Here is a 14,579-nt window from a genome sequence, read left to right on the forward strand (position 1 = left end):
TTTCCTTCCAGTGGTGTATCTGTCTCTGAACCGGAGGCATCGGAGTGCGCGTGTCCGCAGCAGTGGTGCCTGCAATCATGCTGCTGATGATGAGACGCAGTTCCTCCCAGGGCATGCAGCGGCATATGGCCATAAGGCAGAAGAACCAGCAGGAACATGTAAAGACCTGCCAGGGTGGCGTGTGCAAATCGCCTGTATGTGATTATATTCACTACGGAATATTTATATTATTTTCTGGGCGAATCAATGACAGCACCCGCTTTTCCGGCAGAGTTTGAAATTCCGGATGTGGGCAGAGGCCAGAAACAGGCCGCCGAGGGTGTTGACCCAGGCGATTGGAGGTACGCCCTCGGACACGGCGCGTGAACAGCTGCTGCAGGAGGCGCAGGAGGAATGTGCGGCATATTCAAATGCGGTCACCGCAATCATAATGCCGAGTCCGGTCAGACTCAGTGCTGCCGTCCATTTATCTTTGTGTTTCCGGCAGCCCATGAAAATGGAAATACTGGTCGTCGGCAGTACCAGCAGGAGCATCCAGAGGTGGAAATGCTCGTGTGCAAAAAGGCTGGCTGCAACAATGGGCAGCACGGCCAGGACGACCGGCATCAGCAGGCAGTGAATACCGCAGAGGAGGGCCATGCCGATGGCGATCTGATCAAGAATACCGGATGTTTTTGTTGTCGTCATAGGATTCAGTAAATTTGGGGTTAATGTTGATGTTCAATCGGGAGCAGGCGCCGACAGACACCGGAGATTGTGGAAACAAGAACAAATAAGATACAGCTGCTGATGCAGATGGTCTGATTGGTGGGCAGATCGAAATTGAACGAAACCACCATGCCGATAAATGTTGCCAGCATAGCCAGCAGCGGGGCAATCAGCAGTACATGTGCAATTTTTTTGCTCGCCATCAGTGCCGCGGCAGGACTGACCACCAGATAGCAGAAAATCAGCAGGGCACCCGCAATCTGCGAGGCGGCGGAAATAATCATGCCGAGCATAAGAAAGTAGAGCGATTCCCAGATCCAGGTTTTAATGCCCAGAACCTTTGCCCCTTCCCGGTCCATAAAACTGTACAGGGTGGGGCGCAGCACGCAGATAAACAGAATGAGCGAGGGCGTCAGAATGCTGAACAGAATCTTCAGTTCCTTTGTTGAGGCCAGAATCAGATCGCCGTACAACACCGCGTTGATTTCCATCAGGCCGGGGCCGCTTTTGGAAACCAGCAGAATAGTCAGTGCCGTCGCCGCGATGAAGATGATGCCCATCAGCGTATCGCGCGGAATCCGCTGATTTTCAAACGGTATGGCGAACAGGCTGACGGCTCCGAGCACCAGTGCAAACGATCCCGCAATCGGAGGAATCCCCAACAAAAACGAGGCGGCCACCCCGCAGGCGGCCACTTCGGACAGGGTAATGCCGATGAAAACCGCACGTTTCAGAATCACGAACACCCCGAGCAGCGAGCAGACGGCGGAAATCAGCATCCCTGCCGTCAGCGCTTCGGGAAACTGGCAGTAGATACAGGACATGGCATCATGCATCCGTCCGCCCTCCGTTCAGCTTCACCATTTCGGCTTTTCCCCGTCCCACCCGGCAGATTGTATCCGAGAGGGTTCCGGCCAGTTCCAGATCGTGATGGACCATGAGCACGGTTTTTCCGGCGTTCTGATTCAATTTCATGAGGTGCTTCAGTACATCGTGCTCCGACTGCTCATCCAGTTCAGATGTCGGTTCATCCATAATGATAACGTCCGGCTGACGGACCAGTGCACGGGCAATGAGCACCTTCTGTTTCATACCGCCGGAGAGCTCGCGGAACGTTTTCTGCATATGTTCCGCCATGCCCAGTTCTTCAAGAGCAGTGACCACCGCTCGTTTCTGACGGCCGGTCAGCGGACGGAACAGCCGGCGTTCCGTAGAGAGTCCCATTTCCACAATCTGACGCACGGAGACGGGATAGAGCGGATCGATAACCCGGTGCTGCGGAACATAACCTGCCGGGGTCTGCCGAAACGGGGTGATAATCTGCCCCTGCCGGATCGGAACAAGACCGAGCACGGCACGAAGCAAGGTCGTCTTGCCCGATCCGTTAGGGCCGGTGAACGGCAGAAAAATACCGCGTGGAATCTGAAGATTCACGCTGTGCAACACTTCCTGCCGTCCATAGGCAATGCAGACGTCCGAACAGGTTATGATCGGGTCGGTCACTCGGGCTGCTCCGTCAGACGCTTCACAATCAGGTCGATCAGCGCAATATAGTCGCCCGCCTCCGGATCACTGCCCGTAAAAATGGGGGCCGTCACGATGCGGGTTCCGGTCTTTCCGACCACTTTTTCCGCGGCTTTGGTGCTGTACCATGGTTCCTGCAGGATGATTTCAATATCATCGGTTTCCACCGTCTGAATAACGCGGGTCAGGTGGGCCGGACTCGGCGGAACGCCGGGTTTGGGCTCCAGTTCAATCGCGATATTGATGCCGAACTGGTCGCAGAAATAGATCCAGCTTTTATGGTAGGTCACAATGGACTTCCCTTTCAGCGGTTCAAGTTTCTGCTTCCATACGGCCATTTTCTTTTCGATTTTATCCGAAAAAGCTGCCGCATTTTTACGGTAGGTATCGGCATTTTTCGGGTCGAGCCGGGCCAGACGGTCTGCAATGTCTGCAGCCACATGCCGGGCGTTTTCCGGATCGGTCAGATAGTGCGGGTTTCCTGCGGCATGGACATCGCCCATGGCCCGGGTCAGCATGCGGGCATCCGGAACCTCAAGCTTGTGAATGTGGGTTGAGGCATCCAGATGACCCAACTGACCCGGCCGTATTTTCCGGTTGCGGGAGCCGTCAATGACCGGCATTTCCCAGCCGATCTCCAGTTCCATGCCGGTACGGATCCACAGATCCGCATTGCGTGCCATGATGATGTATTTCGGGCGCGCCTGCAGGTGATGCGGATCCTGTTTGCCTGTAGCAATGGATTGCACCTTGATCAGATCGCCGCCGACGGATTCGGCGATGGAACCCAGGTCGGATGTGGTGGTTACCACATTCAGCTTACCGAAACTGACGGCTGACGCGGCCAGAGCGAGAAAGAGTATTCCTGTTTTCTTAAGCATGATGATCTCCTAGAAGCTGTGAGCGCCGTGAGCACCGAGTGAGAAGGTAAGCTGTACAAAAGCTTCCCAGACGTTTTCCGTACCCTCATCGCCGAGATCATAGTCCCCGTTATTCACCTGGAAACGGATCTGCGAAAATTCCGAAGGTCGGAAATCGACCATGGCCGAAGCCCGCCAGCTGTCACCGAATTCCTCTTTGGCTTCACCCGGTTCCTGTTCTTCATTGGTTAAACCCACCTGGTCCCAGCGCAGACCGGCCCGCCAGCGGGGAAGAAAACCATAGGTGCCCTGGATGTAGTAGCCGTCCTGGGCGCCGGTAAGTGCACTGCCGATTGGAGCTCCGGGAGCATCTGAATCTTTCAGATCCAGATCTTTGTCACGGTAGAAATATTCCGCCTGTACAACCGCATCGCCCTGACCATAGGCCTTGCCGGAACTGTATTTATAGACGACATCACCACCGAAGAACATGTTGTCGCCATCGTAGAAATAATCATAATCTATGCCTCCAACCTCCTCTTCATGGATTTCCTGATGGCTGCCGCTGGCGCCGAAGAGGCCGAACTGCAGTTCACTGTTGTCGAACTGGAACGGAGCAATTTTAACCCAGCCGACACCGAGGCGCGGTCCGTCATTTTCCGGCAGTTCATCAGCTTCTTCCTGAACATACATATTTTCATTGTCGCCCTGGAAAACCTCGGCACCGAACAGGAGATAGAACGGCGTCGGGGCGAGCCAGCTCACCTGTACCCCTTTGTCGTTCAGACCATGGGAGCCCAGCGTCAGTTCATAGATCAGCGGCTGATCGGTGAAGTCCCACTGGTGGGAATGCTGGGCATTGATGTACCCGAAGTTACTGAAAAACTTACCGGCCTTGGCCTGTAATCCCCACGGCAGTCCGGTGGTTTCCGCCCAGGCTTCCTCCATTTCAGCACCTTCTTCAGAGATGGCCGCAATAGCCTGCGCTCTGAAATAGTTGTCCACTTCTGCATAGAAGGTCAGCTCAAGATGCCGCAGGTTGAACCCGTTTTCATAACCGTGGTCGTGATCGTGTTCATCCTCATCGTGGGAATGGCCACCGAATCCCGCGACTTCCTCTTTCATGTGGGAAAGGCCTTCATCGGAATTTTCGTTATAGTAGAACATGTCGATAGTCGCCGAAACGGCCGGATTGAAGGCGCGCAGTGCGCCCGTGGAGTCATTAAAAGTGATTCCGGAAGATACCGCCGCATCCTGGGCGGAAGCATTGCAAATAAGTAAAGTACCCGCCACAAACATGGCGGAGGAATTGAGATAATTCATGGCTTCTCCGTTTATTGATTTTTGACTGAAAACCTGCCGGGGCAGGGGTATAGCAAGTTGTGCTAAACCGTCATAAACGGAGGTGCGCGGGCCTGATGCGGCTGCCAGTGTTCCTGAGTCTGAAACGTATATTCTTCAACGAGGGATTCGATGAAAACAAAGAAGGGTTTCGGAACCGATAGAACCGGAGGCAGTTCAGCCGGAACAGCGGCCAGATTGCAGAGCCCGCAGTCATCGTGTTCGTGGGAATCATCCGCAGGAGTTTCCGAATGGGTGCATCCTGTACTGCAGGCGGTTTCCTGCACATGCTTGTGGGCATGCAGCGGCATATGCAGCCAGGGCAGCAAAACCACCAGCAGCAGATAGATCAGGCTCAGAAGTGTACGGATGCGGTTCACGGCGCGAAACAAACATGATTGTTCTGGTCACGTCAAGCCGCTGAAGTACAAAATCGGTCCGATATGGAGCTTTAATTTTTCCGTAAAAACCCGGTTGCTTTCCCAAAATGAAGTGTGTAGCTTTTCCGACTCGTTCCACTTGAGGAGAGGTGTCTGAGTGGTTTAAAGAGCACGCTTGGAAAGCGTGTGTGCGCTTTACGGTGCACCGGGAGTTCGAATCTCCCCCTCTCCGCCATTTTTCCAAAGGTTGGGAAAACGGCGCAGGCCGAAGCCCGGGAAGGGCCGGCCGTGGGACGAAACGTGCGAGCGTAGCTCAGTGGTAGAGCCCCACCTTGCCAAGGTGACTGTCGTGAGTTCGAATCTCATCGCTCGCTCCATTTTTAAACCCGGTTCGAAGCTTCGAACCGGGTTTTTTATTTTCCGTCCCTGTTGTAATCGGTTACGTTTTCCAGCCTTTGGAATTTTTATATGATTGATTTTATACAGGTGAGTAAACAGTTCGGCACACAGGATGTGCTCAAAAATGTGACGTTCCGGATCAATACCGGGGAACGGATCGGGATTGTTGGCCCGAACGGGGCGGGAAAATCGACGGTATTCAGTCTGCTCAATCATGAGATTGAAGCGGATACCGGTGAAATTGTGCTGCCGAAGCATTGCCGGATCGGGCATTTGAAGCAGCAGCTGAATCCGCACGAAGTGGATGTGAATCTGCTGGAATACACCGAGGATTCGATTCCCGAGCTGAAGACCATTCCCGAAAAAATCCATGCGCTGGAACATCGAATGGACGATTTTCAGGAGCTGGAAAAGGAGCGTGCGCTGAAGCAGATCGGCGAGCTGCAGCATACTTATGAGCACCTGGGCGGCTACGAAATGCGTTCGCGGGCGGAGGCGGCGCTGAGCGGACTGGGTTTTCATGAGGACGAATTCAGCCGCCCGTTCGCCTCGTTCTCCGGCGGCTGGCAGATGCGGGCCGAGCTGGCGCGAACGCTGATTGCTAATCCGGACCTGCTGATGCTCGACGAACCGTCGAACTTCCTCGACCTGCCGGCGGTGGAGTGGCTGCAGAAATTTCTGCGGGGGTATGAAGGTACCATGCTGCTGATTTCGCATGACCGCTATCTGCTGCGTTCGCTGGCGACGGTGACACTGGAAATTGCGGGGGGGCAGGCGACCCGATATCAGGGCGGCTATGATTATTATCTGACCGAGCGGGAGGACCGCATCCGCCATCAACTGGCGGCGAAGGAAAACCAGGACCGCGAAATCGAGCAGATGGAAAGTTTCATCAAACGCTTCCGGGCCAAGTCGTCCAAGGCGGCACAGGTGCAGAGCCGGATTAAACAGCTGGAGAAAATGGAACGGATTGAGGCGCCGGCGACGGTGGCGAATACCTCGAAAATCCGTCTGGCGGATCCGCCGCATTCAGGGCATGAAATTATCCGCCTTGAAAAGGGCGGATTCTCCTACGACGGCTGCCGCTGGATTTTCCGGTTTCTGGATCTGAACATCAATCGCGGTGAAAAAATTGCGCTGGTCGGTTATAATGGAATGGGAAAAACGACGCTGCTGCGGACGCTGGCCGGGGCGCTGGAGCTTTCGGAAGGCCGGCGCGTGGTCGGACATAAGGTGGTGATCGGTTATCAAAGCCAGGATTTCGCCGAAACCATGAATCCGGAAAAAACGGTGTATCATATTGTAAAGGATCAGCATCCGGCGGCTGTGGAATCCGAAGTGCGGAATTTACTCGGTGGATTCGGGTTCAGCGGCGACACGATTGATAAAAAGGTTTCTGTGCTCAGCGGTGGTGAAAAAATCCGGCTGGCCTTTGCGCGTCTTTTTATCAACCCGCCTAATTTTCTGCTGCTCGACGAGCCGACGACACATCTTGATGTTAACGGGCGTGAGGCACTTGAGCAGGCACTGAAGGATTACAAGGGCGCAATCTGTGTGGTGAGTCATGACGTCACGTTTGTGCGCAATATCGCTGATCAGATCATTCATATCGATGATAGCGGAGTTTCCCGGTTTCCCGGAAATTATGATTATTTTCTGGAGAAAAGTGAACAGCAGTCGGTCGGCAGGCCGCCGCAAACCGGTGAAAATGCTGTTTCCGGATCCGCTAAACCGTCTTTGAAGGGCAGGGATGCGCGTAAAGCGCGGGCGGCCCGGCGTGAAGCGGAAAAAGTTCTGAAAAAAATCGAGGCGAAAATCGAGAAACTGACGGAAGAGCAGGTTGTACTCACCGAGGAAATGATGTCAAAACGTGATGCCGATTTTGCCTCTATCAATGCCCGTCTGGCAGAAATTCAGACAGAAATTCAAAAGCTGGAAACGGAATGGGAATCTGCTGCAGAGGCGATCGAGGAATAGCGGCTTAGCAGCGGTGTTGTTTCAATTCGCTCCGGAAGAATCAGTTGTATAAAACGGGTGGAGCCGCCGGTTTCGGTTGCAGGCTCTCTTCTCTAATCCTCACAGAACGGGCATAATTTGGTCGACTGATTAAAAACAGAGTTTAATCAGTTGACTAAATTAATCGTCTGATTAAATTAAGCCGCTCGATTAAATTTGAGGAGGTTAATTATGACAGCTTATCCGGCAGCGGATTCGACGAAATCGCATCTGATTTGTGCAGCGGGCGAGCTCGCGGCACTGCATGGCATTGATAACGTTTCGACCCGGGCGATTGCCGAACGGGCGGGGGAGAATATAGGGAGCATTCACTACCATTTTGGCGGTAAGGATGGACTCATGGAGGAAATGGTCCGCGGAGCGATAGCGGGTTGCAGGCATGATGTGGAGCGCGAGGTGGTTGCTGAGCTGCCTGAGAAGCCGACCCCGGAGGAGCTTTCGAGTGCGGTGCGTCAGATTGTGGTGCGGGAAATGGATGATCTGTTCCGCTCGAACCGTCCGCTTTGGCATTCGCAGGTGATTTATCAGCTGATGCAGCGGGATGATGAATTGTATCGCATATTCCGCCGCGATGTGATGGAGCCGAATCTGGACAGCCTGTATCGCTTTTTAAGGCTTATTGATCCGTCGCTGACGGATGAACAGGCGTTTGCTCATGTGGCGATATTGAAAATGCCGATTTTTGCGCATGCGAACTATCGCAAGGCGATGCTGGATCATCTGGGTACAGAGGATTTTTCGGAATCCTATTTCCGGACGCTGGAAAACCTGCTGGTGAGGCAGACGCAATTGCTGCTGGGTCTGCCGCAAGATTGAATTTTAACGGAGTGTATTGAATGAAACTGAATAAAAAACTGATTACCGGAATCGGCGGCGGTGTACTGGCGCTTGTGGTTATTGCGCTCATTGCGGCTTCAGCGGTTCGCCGTAGAGAAGTTGCTCGGCATAATGATGAAGTTAAAATGCAGCACCAAAATACAGCGCGTCCGGTTCGTTGTGAACAGGTGAAGGCCGTTTTGCAACCGCGCATACGCTCGTATCCCGGTGTGGTGAAGGCCACCGAAGAGGCCTCGCTTTCATTTCGTGTCGGCGGCCCGCTGACCCAGGTGAATGTGGTTCTCGGTGAACCGGTGAAAAAGGGAACCCTGCTGATGCAGATTGATCCTCGCGATTTTGAAGACCGGATTCTTTCGCTTGAAGCACAGCTTGAGGGCAAGGAAGCCAGTGCAGAAAATGCGCGACAGGATTATCGGCGTGTTGCGGAGCTTTTTAAGGAAAAGGTGGTGCCGCAGGCGGATTATGACCGGGCTAAAAGTGTGATGGATTCTGCTGAGGCTGCGGTGAAAGATCTTAAGGCACAGCTCCGGATTGCCCGGCATGCCCTGCAGGATACGGCGCTGCTTGCGCCCTATGATGGAACCGTTACTGAACAGCGGGTTGAAAATTATGAAATGATCAGTCCCGGACAGGTGGTACTGCATTATCATGCTATTGATCAGCTTGAAATCAATGTGCATGTTCCGGAAAACGAAGTGGTTCATGTCCCCATGGATGCGAAGGAACTGTTCGCGTATGTCACGTTTCCGGCCCTGCCGGGCCGGGAGTTTAAAGCCGGTCTGAAAGAGTGGAGCACAAGAGCGGATCCGATGACGCGGACCTACGCGGCCACGTTTGAAATGAAGGCGCCGGAATCCGGCCGTATTCTTCCCGGTATGACGGCCACGGTGACCTTCCGGGAATCGTCTGAGCAGTCCAGAGCGATTACGCTGCCGGTATCCGCTGTGGCGTCGTCTGCGGACGGTGTTTCGGTAGTCTGGATCTACGACGAGGATACGGGCACGGTCAGGCAGCGTGAAGTGCAGGTCGGCGAGCTGAACGGAACTTCGCGGGTGGTTATTACTGACGGGTTGCGTGAAGGTGAACTTGCGGTGGTTTCCGGCAGTCGGTTTCTGCATGAAGGCTGCCCGGTTCGTGTCGTTAACGATCAATAAAGGGAACGATTATGAATCCAGCAGCTTTTGCTTTAAAAAAACGTACCGTGATGGTTGTGATGACCGTCCTGCTGATTATCGCGGGATTGATGTCCTACCAGCGTCTCGGTCGTCTGGAAAATCCGAACTTCACCATCAAAACCGCGCTGGTGGTCACGCAGTATCCCGGCGCAAGCCCGGCCGAAGTGGAAGAGGAGGTCACGGATCCGATTGAGGAGGCGATTCAGGCGATGAGTCAGCTGAAAGAGGTCTATTCCACTTCTATGGAAGGGCTTTCGCTGATCTACGTTGATATCCAGGATACATATCAAAGTTCTGAACTGCCTCAGATCTGGGACGAGCTGCGCAAAAAGGTGGGTGATATGCAGGGCGAGCTGCCGCCCGGTGCCGGAACTCCGGTCATTAACGATGATTTCGGCGATGTGTACGGAGTTCTTTTTTCACTGACCGGTGAGGGGTATTCCTATGCTGATCTCAAAGCCTATGCCGAAGAACTGAAGACCGAACTGCTGAGTTGCGACGACGTCGCCCGCATTGCCTTCTGGGGGCTTCAGCAGGAAGTGATTTATGTTGAATTCGAACGCGCCCGCATTACAGAGCTGGGATTATCGCCCGAGCAGATTGCCGGCATCCTGCAGTCGCAGAACGTGGTGCAGCCGAGCGGCAAGGTTGAAATTGACGGCAATTATATCCGTATTACACCCACCGGAGATTTTGCCAGTGAACAGGTGATTGCCGATCTTTATGTCGGCGACGGAGACCGGCTGGTCCGGCTTGGCGATATTGCCACGGTTTCGCGGGGATACTACGACCCGAAATTTCAGATTATGACCTTTAACGGGGAACCCGCCATTGCAATCGGTATATCCACCGTTGCGGGCGGCAACGTCGTGACCATGGGCGAGTCCATTAAGGAAAAACTGGCCGAGCTGGAAAAGACGCGACCCGAAGGCATGGAGCTCAATTCCATTTATTACCAGAGCGAAATGGTGACCCAGGCGGTGAACGGTTTTGTGATGAATCTCATCCAGGCGGTGATCATTGTGATTGTTCTGCTGATGTTTTTCATGGGCTGGCAGAGCGGTCTGCTGATCGGTGCGGTATTGCTGCTCAATATCGCCGCTACGCTGCTGGGTATGTATATTATGGAGATCGAACTGCAGAAAATTTCGCTCGGTGCCCTGATTCTCGCACTCGGGATGCTGGTGGATAATGCCATCGTGGTTGCGGATGGGATTCTCATTCGCGTAGAGCGCGGGGAAAGCCGGGAAGAAGCTGCGGTTGACGTGGTGCGCGATACGCAATGGCCGCTGCTGGGAGCCACGTTTATTTCGATTCTTGCTTTTACGGCCATCGGTTTTGCGCCGGGTAACATCGGCGAGTTCTGCCGTTCGCTGTTTTATGTCATGCTGCTTTCACTGCTGATCAGCTGGGTACTGGCGGTTACAGTGACACCGCTGTTTTGTGTCTGGTTCCTGAAGATTCCGGATACGCACGGGGCGGATCCGTATGACAAGCCGATGTTCCGCCGCTACCGTAAGGTACTGCATCTGACGGTTCATCACCGGATCATTACGGTGGGTGCCACGCTGATCCTGCTCTTTGCTGCATTCTTCGGTTTCCGGTTTGTGCCGCAGGCCTTTTTTCCGGGATCACCGACGCCATACTTTTTTGTGAATTACTGGCGGCCTGCGGGAACTCATATTGACCGCACAGCGGAGGATGTGGCCAAAATTGATGAATACATCCGTGCCATGGACGGCGTGAAGCAGACCTCCACGTTTGTGGGTGAGGGTACGTTGCGCTTTATGCTTTCCTACAATTATGAGACGCCGGATCCGAGTTACGGGATGATTCTCGTTGAAACGGAAGATTATCACGATATTCCGGAGATGGTGGAAAAGATTGATTTCTACCTCAAACAGAACTATTACGATGCGGAGCCCTACTGCAGTAAAATTCCGAACGGGCCTGCGCTGGGCTTCTATGTGGAAGCCCGGTTTTCCGGTCCGGATAAAGCCGTGCTGGAGCAACTCGGCCGTCAGGCACTGGAGATTATGCAGAACGAGCCTACGGCAAAAGATGTGCGGCTGGACTGGCGTCAGCAGGTGCAGGTGCTGCGCCCTGTATTTTCCGAAACACAGGCTCGCCGGGTCGGTGTGACCCGCGCGGATCTGGCCTCTTCGCTTCAGCTCAATTTCAACAGTACGCCGGTCGGGCTTTACCGCGAGGAGAATGAACTGATTCCGATTCTGTTCCGGCCACCGGAATCAGAGCGTACATCCATCGATAATTTCGACCAGATTCAGGTGTGGAGTTCGGTCAGCAAAACCTTCATTCCGATCGGTCAGGTTGTGTCTGATCTGGAAAAAGTGTGGGAATGGCCCTACGTGATGCGCCGGGACCGCCGCAATACGATTACGGCACAGTGTAATCCCGTTCACGGCCTGCCCGAAACGCTGCGCCGTAAGATTGCGGATAAGATTGAGGCCATTGAACGGCCGCCGGGTTATCGTTTTGAGTGGGCGGGCGAAGCCGAAGAATCGGCCGAAGCACAGGCCCCGCTGGCGGCGACCTTCCCGTTGTGTATGCTGGGCATGTTTGTGATTACGATCTGGCTGTTTAACTCGGTGCGGCGTCCGATGATTATCTTTATGTGTGTTCCGCTGTCGATCATCGGGGTGACTACCGCCTTACTGCTCACCGGTATGCCGTTCGGTTTTATGTCGATTCTCGGTTTCCTGGGGCTGTCGGGTATGCTGATCAAAAATGCCATCGTTCTGATTGATGAAATTGAACTGCAGCTGGAACGTGGAATTGAGCCGTATAAAGCGGTGCTCGATTCATCGGTCAGTCGTATGCGGCCGGTGATTATGGCGGCCGGAACCACGATTCTCGGTATGGCTCCGCTTCTGACCGATGCCCTGTATTCGGGGATGGCGGTTACTATTATGGGGGGTCTTTTTGCGGCCACCTTCCTGACGCTGATTGTGGTGCCGGTGGTTTACACGCTCGTTTACCGCATCAAAGCGGATCAGGAACATCTTTAGGGAGAACAGAAATGAAGAAATGGATTTTATTTGCGTTGATGATGCCGTTACTGGGCGCGGCTCAGACCAACGGGCTGAGCCTGGCGGATGTCCGGTTGAGGGTACTTGACGGCAACCCGTCTGTCCGCGAAGCAATCCAGCGTATTGCGGCTGCCGAAGCCGTGCTGACACAGGCGCGTTCGGCGTATCTGCCGACGGTTACATTGAGTGGGTCCTACGGCCATTTTGATGCGAGCCTTCATCCGGATATAGATGTCACAACGCGCTACAGCGACAGTTTTATTCAGGGGACCGGCGGTCTTCAGGCCAACTGGCTGCTGTTCGACGGTTTTGCCCGCGAAGCACGTTCGCTGGCGGCGAAATACGGTGTGCAGCAATCACACGAATTTGCTGCGGAGACGCGACGGCTGCTGATTCAGTCTGCCACAGTTGCTTATCGGCAGGCTCAACTGGCCCGGGAAAATGTAGCCATTGCCCGGCGCGACCTCGCCTTTAACCGGAACCTTGAGGCGGATGCGCAGAAGCGTTTTAAAGCGGGGGATCTGCCGGAATCGGATGTGCATAACTTTTCTATCCGGGCGCTGCAGGCGGAGACTTCGGAACTGCAGGCGGAGCTGGACTATAAAACCGCCTGCACGATTCTTGCGGAGCTGATGGCTCTGCCTGAAGCCCGGCTTCCGGAATCCATGCAGCCGCTTTCGATTGATTTTGATGAAGGCGGATCCATTCCGGATCTGGAGAGTGCGTTCCGCTATGCGCTTGTGCATCGTCCGGACTACCAGGCGTTCACCTCCGGCCGACTTGCTCTGGCCCAGCAGACGCGTGCGGCAAAAGGCGAAATGCTGCCCAAGATATTTCTGACCGGGGAAATGAATTATGCCGACCGCAGCGGTTATTCCACGGCGGGGGATCACGGCAATTATGATTCGTTTGCCGGGGTGACAGCTTCCTGGGATCTTTTTTCCGGGGGGCGTAAAGCGGCGGCAGTGAAAGAGGCCCAGGCCGAAATGCGTGCACTGGAGCAGCAGCAGGAATCGCTACGTCTCTCCATCCGCTCTTCCTTGCAGAAACGGATTGATGAAGCGGCAATGAGTCGGGAGGTTTTTCTACGGGCGGAAAAAATCCATCAGCTTTCCGTTCAGGTGCGGGACAGTGTGGAAAAGTCCTATAAAGCCGGCATGGCCCCGATTACCCGTCTGAATGAGGTGCAGACCGATCTGGTCCGTGCGCGGGGTACTTACGCCTCTTCCTATATTGCCTATCAGTTGGTGCTGAATCAGCTCGATATTGAGACCGGCCGCATTCTGGCGGAACTCGAATAGGAGAAAACATATGAATTCTGATTCCGGATATACAATGGATATTATGAAGAGTTTGATCCTGTGTATGGTTTGCGTTCTGATTTCGGTGCTCATGATCAGGATTGATGCGGGAATGGTTGCTGAAACATCAGGATTTGGGGAAAATTCGGCCACGGAAAGAATGCAGCTGGTCTATCTGTTTTTCTCTGCGGTCATTTTTGCCCGCACAGCTGTGCATGTTGAAGAGTGGCGCAGTCTGTCGATTCTGATGGCCGGCGGAACGCTGGTGATGATGATCCGGGAAATGGATGGAGCGCTGGACCATCTTTACCATGGAGCCTGGTTTCCCTTTGCTGTTTTGACCGGGAGCATTACGTTGACGCTTGCGTGGCGGTGGCGCGGGCAGCTTCAGCGGAACCTGGAAGTCTTTCTATATACTCCCGCGTTCGGGGCCTTACTGGCGGCCGGTCTTTCGATCTTTGTGTTTTCCCGCCTGTTTGGAATGAAGGATTTGTGGGAATCGGTTTTCGGAGTAGAGCAGCTTGCGACGGTTCAACGCTGGGTGAAGAATGCGGTGGAAGAAGGCAGTGAACTGTTCGGTTACACGCTGCTGTTTCTTTCCGCATACGGATTTAACCGGTTTTCAACCCGGTTTATAGATCTGACCCTGTGCTGCAGACATGAACAGCCTGCGGAAGCGGCAGGTGCTGAACGGGTACATGCATCATGAGTGTAAAAAAGAAACTGTTCCTTTTTTCGGTTGCTGCGGTGATGTCCTTTTTCGGGCTGATATTTCTGGCCGGAATCATCTGGTCGGTGGTTCCGATCTTCGGGAATACCCTGCCGCATCACCTGGCGGAGTGGTCCGGCGTATCGTTTAAATGGTCGGCTCTGCTGGTCTCTGCGCTGCTTGGTGTGGTGTGTGTCGGCTGCATTACCGCGAGTGCGGTGATCCACGCGCTGGCCACGGATACGGAACTGGACTGGTAGGCTGTGCGTCGGATATTTC

General features: G+C 54.1%; 13 protein-coding genes and 2 tRNA genes. 9 read left to right on the forward strand and 6 right to left on the reverse strand.

The annotated features are described in order from the left end of the window. Positions 1-243 precede the first annotated feature (243 nt). The 6 genes from EGM51_16020 to EGM51_16045 all read right to left on the reverse strand — a co-directional run bounded on the left by EGM51_16020 (position 244) and on the right by EGM51_16045 (position 4,813). The gene (locus EGM51_16020) at positions 244-687 is read right to left on the reverse strand and encodes a MerC domain-containing protein (protein QBG48831.1); all 444 of its coding nucleotides are present in this window, start codon (positions 685-687) and stop codon (positions 244-246) included. Between the two features lie 20 nt (positions 688-707). Next, the gene (locus EGM51_16025) at positions 708-1,544 is read right to left on the reverse strand and encodes a metal ABC transporter permease (protein ID QBG48832.1); all 837 of its coding nucleotides are present in this window, start codon (positions 1,542-1,544) and stop codon (positions 708-710) included. Further along, positions 1,537-2,211, reverse strand: coding sequence for an ATP-binding cassette domain-containing protein (locus EGM51_16030; protein QBG48833.1), 675 nt, complete (start codon positions 2,209-2,211; stop codon positions 1,537-1,539). Before EGM51_16030 ends, EGM51_16025 begins: the two co-directional genes overlap by 8 nt. Further along, positions 2,208-3,113 carry a zinc ABC transporter substrate-binding protein gene (locus tag EGM51_16035; GenBank protein ID QBG48834.1) on the reverse strand — a complete coding sequence of 302 codons (906 nt, stop codon included), beginning with the start codon at positions 3,111-3,113 and terminating at the stop codon, positions 2,208-2,210. Before EGM51_16035 ends, EGM51_16030 begins: the two co-directional genes overlap by 4 nt. A 9-nt stretch (positions 3,114-3,122) precedes the next feature. Then, the gene (locus EGM51_16040; GenBank protein QBG48835.1) at positions 3,123-4,415 is read right to left on the reverse strand and encodes a zinc-regulated TonB-dependent outer membrane receptor; all 1,293 of its coding nucleotides are present in this window, start codon (positions 4,413-4,415) and stop codon (positions 3,123-3,125) included. A gap of 62 nt (positions 4,416-4,477) precedes the next feature. Continuing rightward, a complete protein-coding gene (locus EGM51_16045) occupies positions 4,478-4,813 on the reverse strand; it encodes a DUF2946 domain-containing protein (GenBank protein ID QBG48836.1) in 336 nt (111 codons plus the stop codon). A 143-nt stretch (positions 4,814-4,956) separates the two neighbouring features. Between EGM51_16045 and EGM51_16050 the strand changes: the two genes are divergently transcribed. From EGM51_16050 to EGM51_16090, 9 genes are all read left to right on the forward strand, one after another. Beyond that, a tRNA-Ser gene (locus tag EGM51_16050) sits at positions 4,957-5,048 on the forward strand. A 67-nt stretch (positions 5,049-5,115) separates the two neighbouring features. Continuing rightward, a tRNA-Gly gene (locus EGM51_16055) sits at positions 5,116-5,190 on the forward strand. A 91-nt stretch (positions 5,191-5,281) separates the two neighbouring features. Next, positions 5,282-7,189: an ABC transporter ATP-binding protein gene (locus EGM51_16060; protein ID QBG48837.1), complete on the forward strand. Its 1,908-nt coding sequence runs from the start codon at positions 5,282-5,284 to the stop codon at positions 7,187-7,189. A 210-nt stretch (positions 7,190-7,399) separates the two neighbouring features. Further along, positions 7,400-8,044 carry a TetR/AcrR family transcriptional regulator gene (locus tag EGM51_16065; protein ID QBG48838.1) on the forward strand — a complete coding sequence of 215 codons (645 nt, stop codon included), beginning with the start codon at positions 7,400-7,402 and terminating at the stop codon, positions 8,042-8,044. A gap of 20 nt (positions 8,045-8,064) precedes the next feature. Beyond that, complete coding sequence (locus tag EGM51_16070; GenBank protein QBG48839.1) at positions 8,065-9,219, forward strand: efflux RND transporter periplasmic adaptor subunit; 1,155 nt, start codon at positions 8,065-8,067, stop codon at positions 9,217-9,219. 11 nt (positions 9,220-9,230) lie between these two features. Continuing rightward, entirely contained in the window at positions 9,231-12,269 is a 3,039-nt protein-coding gene (locus EGM51_16075) for an efflux RND transporter permease subunit (protein ID QBG48840.1), read from the forward strand. 11 nt (positions 12,270-12,280) lie between these two features. Beyond that, positions 12,281-13,591: a TolC family protein gene (locus EGM51_16080; protein ID QBG48841.1), complete on the forward strand. Its 1,311-nt coding sequence runs from the start codon at positions 12,281-12,283 to the stop codon at positions 13,589-13,591. Positions 13,592-13,634: 43 nt separating this feature from the next. Then, the gene (locus EGM51_16085; GenBank protein ID QBG48842.1) at positions 13,635-14,300 is read left to right on the forward strand and encodes a hypothetical protein; all 666 of its coding nucleotides are present in this window, start codon (positions 13,635-13,637) and stop codon (positions 14,298-14,300) included. Continuing rightward, the gene (locus tag EGM51_16090; GenBank protein ID QBG48843.1) at positions 14,297-14,560 is read left to right on the forward strand and encodes a hypothetical protein; all 264 of its coding nucleotides are present in this window, start codon (positions 14,297-14,299) and stop codon (positions 14,558-14,560) included. Before EGM51_16085 ends, EGM51_16090 begins: the two co-directional genes overlap by 4 nt. Positions 14,561-14,579 lie beyond the last annotated feature (19 nt).

The organism is Verrucomicrobia bacterium S94 (assembly GCA_004299845.1).
Classification (GTDB): Bacteria; Verrucomicrobiota; Kiritimatiellia; order Kiritimatiellales; family Pontiellaceae; genus Pontiella.

Bases quoted from the DNA above. Each gene is read 5' to 3' on its own strand.
- EGM51_16040 (QBG48835.1), bottom strand. From the start codon at position 4,415: ATGAATTATCTCAATTCCTCCGCCATGTTTGTGGCGGGTACTTTACTT.
- EGM51_16060 (QBG48837.1), top strand. From the start codon at position 5,282: ATGATTGATTTTATACAGGTGAGTAAACAGTTCGGCACACAGGATGTG.
- EGM51_16025 (QBG48832.1), bottom strand. From the start codon at position 1,544: ATGCATGATGCCATGTCCTGTATCTACTGCCAGTTTCCCGAAGCGCTG.
- EGM51_16070 (QBG48839.1), top strand. From the start codon at position 8,065: ATGAAACTGAATAAAAAACTGATTACCGGAATCGGCGGCGGTGTACTG.
- EGM51_16035 (QBG48834.1), bottom strand. From the start codon at position 3,113: ATGCTTAAGAAAACAGGAATACTCTTTCTCGCTCTGGCCGCGTCAGCC.
- EGM51_16065 (QBG48838.1), top strand. From the start codon at position 7,400: ATGACAGCTTATCCGGCAGCGGATTCGACGAAATCGCATCTGATTTGT.
- EGM51_16020 (QBG48831.1), bottom strand. From the start codon at position 687: ATGACGACAACAAAAACATCCGGTATTCTTGATCAGATCGCCATCGGC.
- EGM51_16085 (QBG48842.1), top strand. From the start codon at position 13,635: ATGAAGAGTTTGATCCTGTGTATGGTTTGCGTTCTGATTTCGGTGCTC.
- EGM51_16090 (QBG48843.1), top strand. From the start codon at position 14,297: ATGAGTGTAAAAAAGAAACTGTTCCTTTTTTCGGTTGCTGCGGTGATG.
- EGM51_16075 (QBG48840.1), top strand. From the start codon at position 9,231: ATGAATCCAGCAGCTTTTGCTTTAAAAAAACGTACCGTGATGGTTGTG.
- EGM51_16080 (QBG48841.1), top strand. From the start codon at position 12,281: ATGAAGAAATGGATTTTATTTGCGTTGATGATGCCGTTACTGGGCGCG.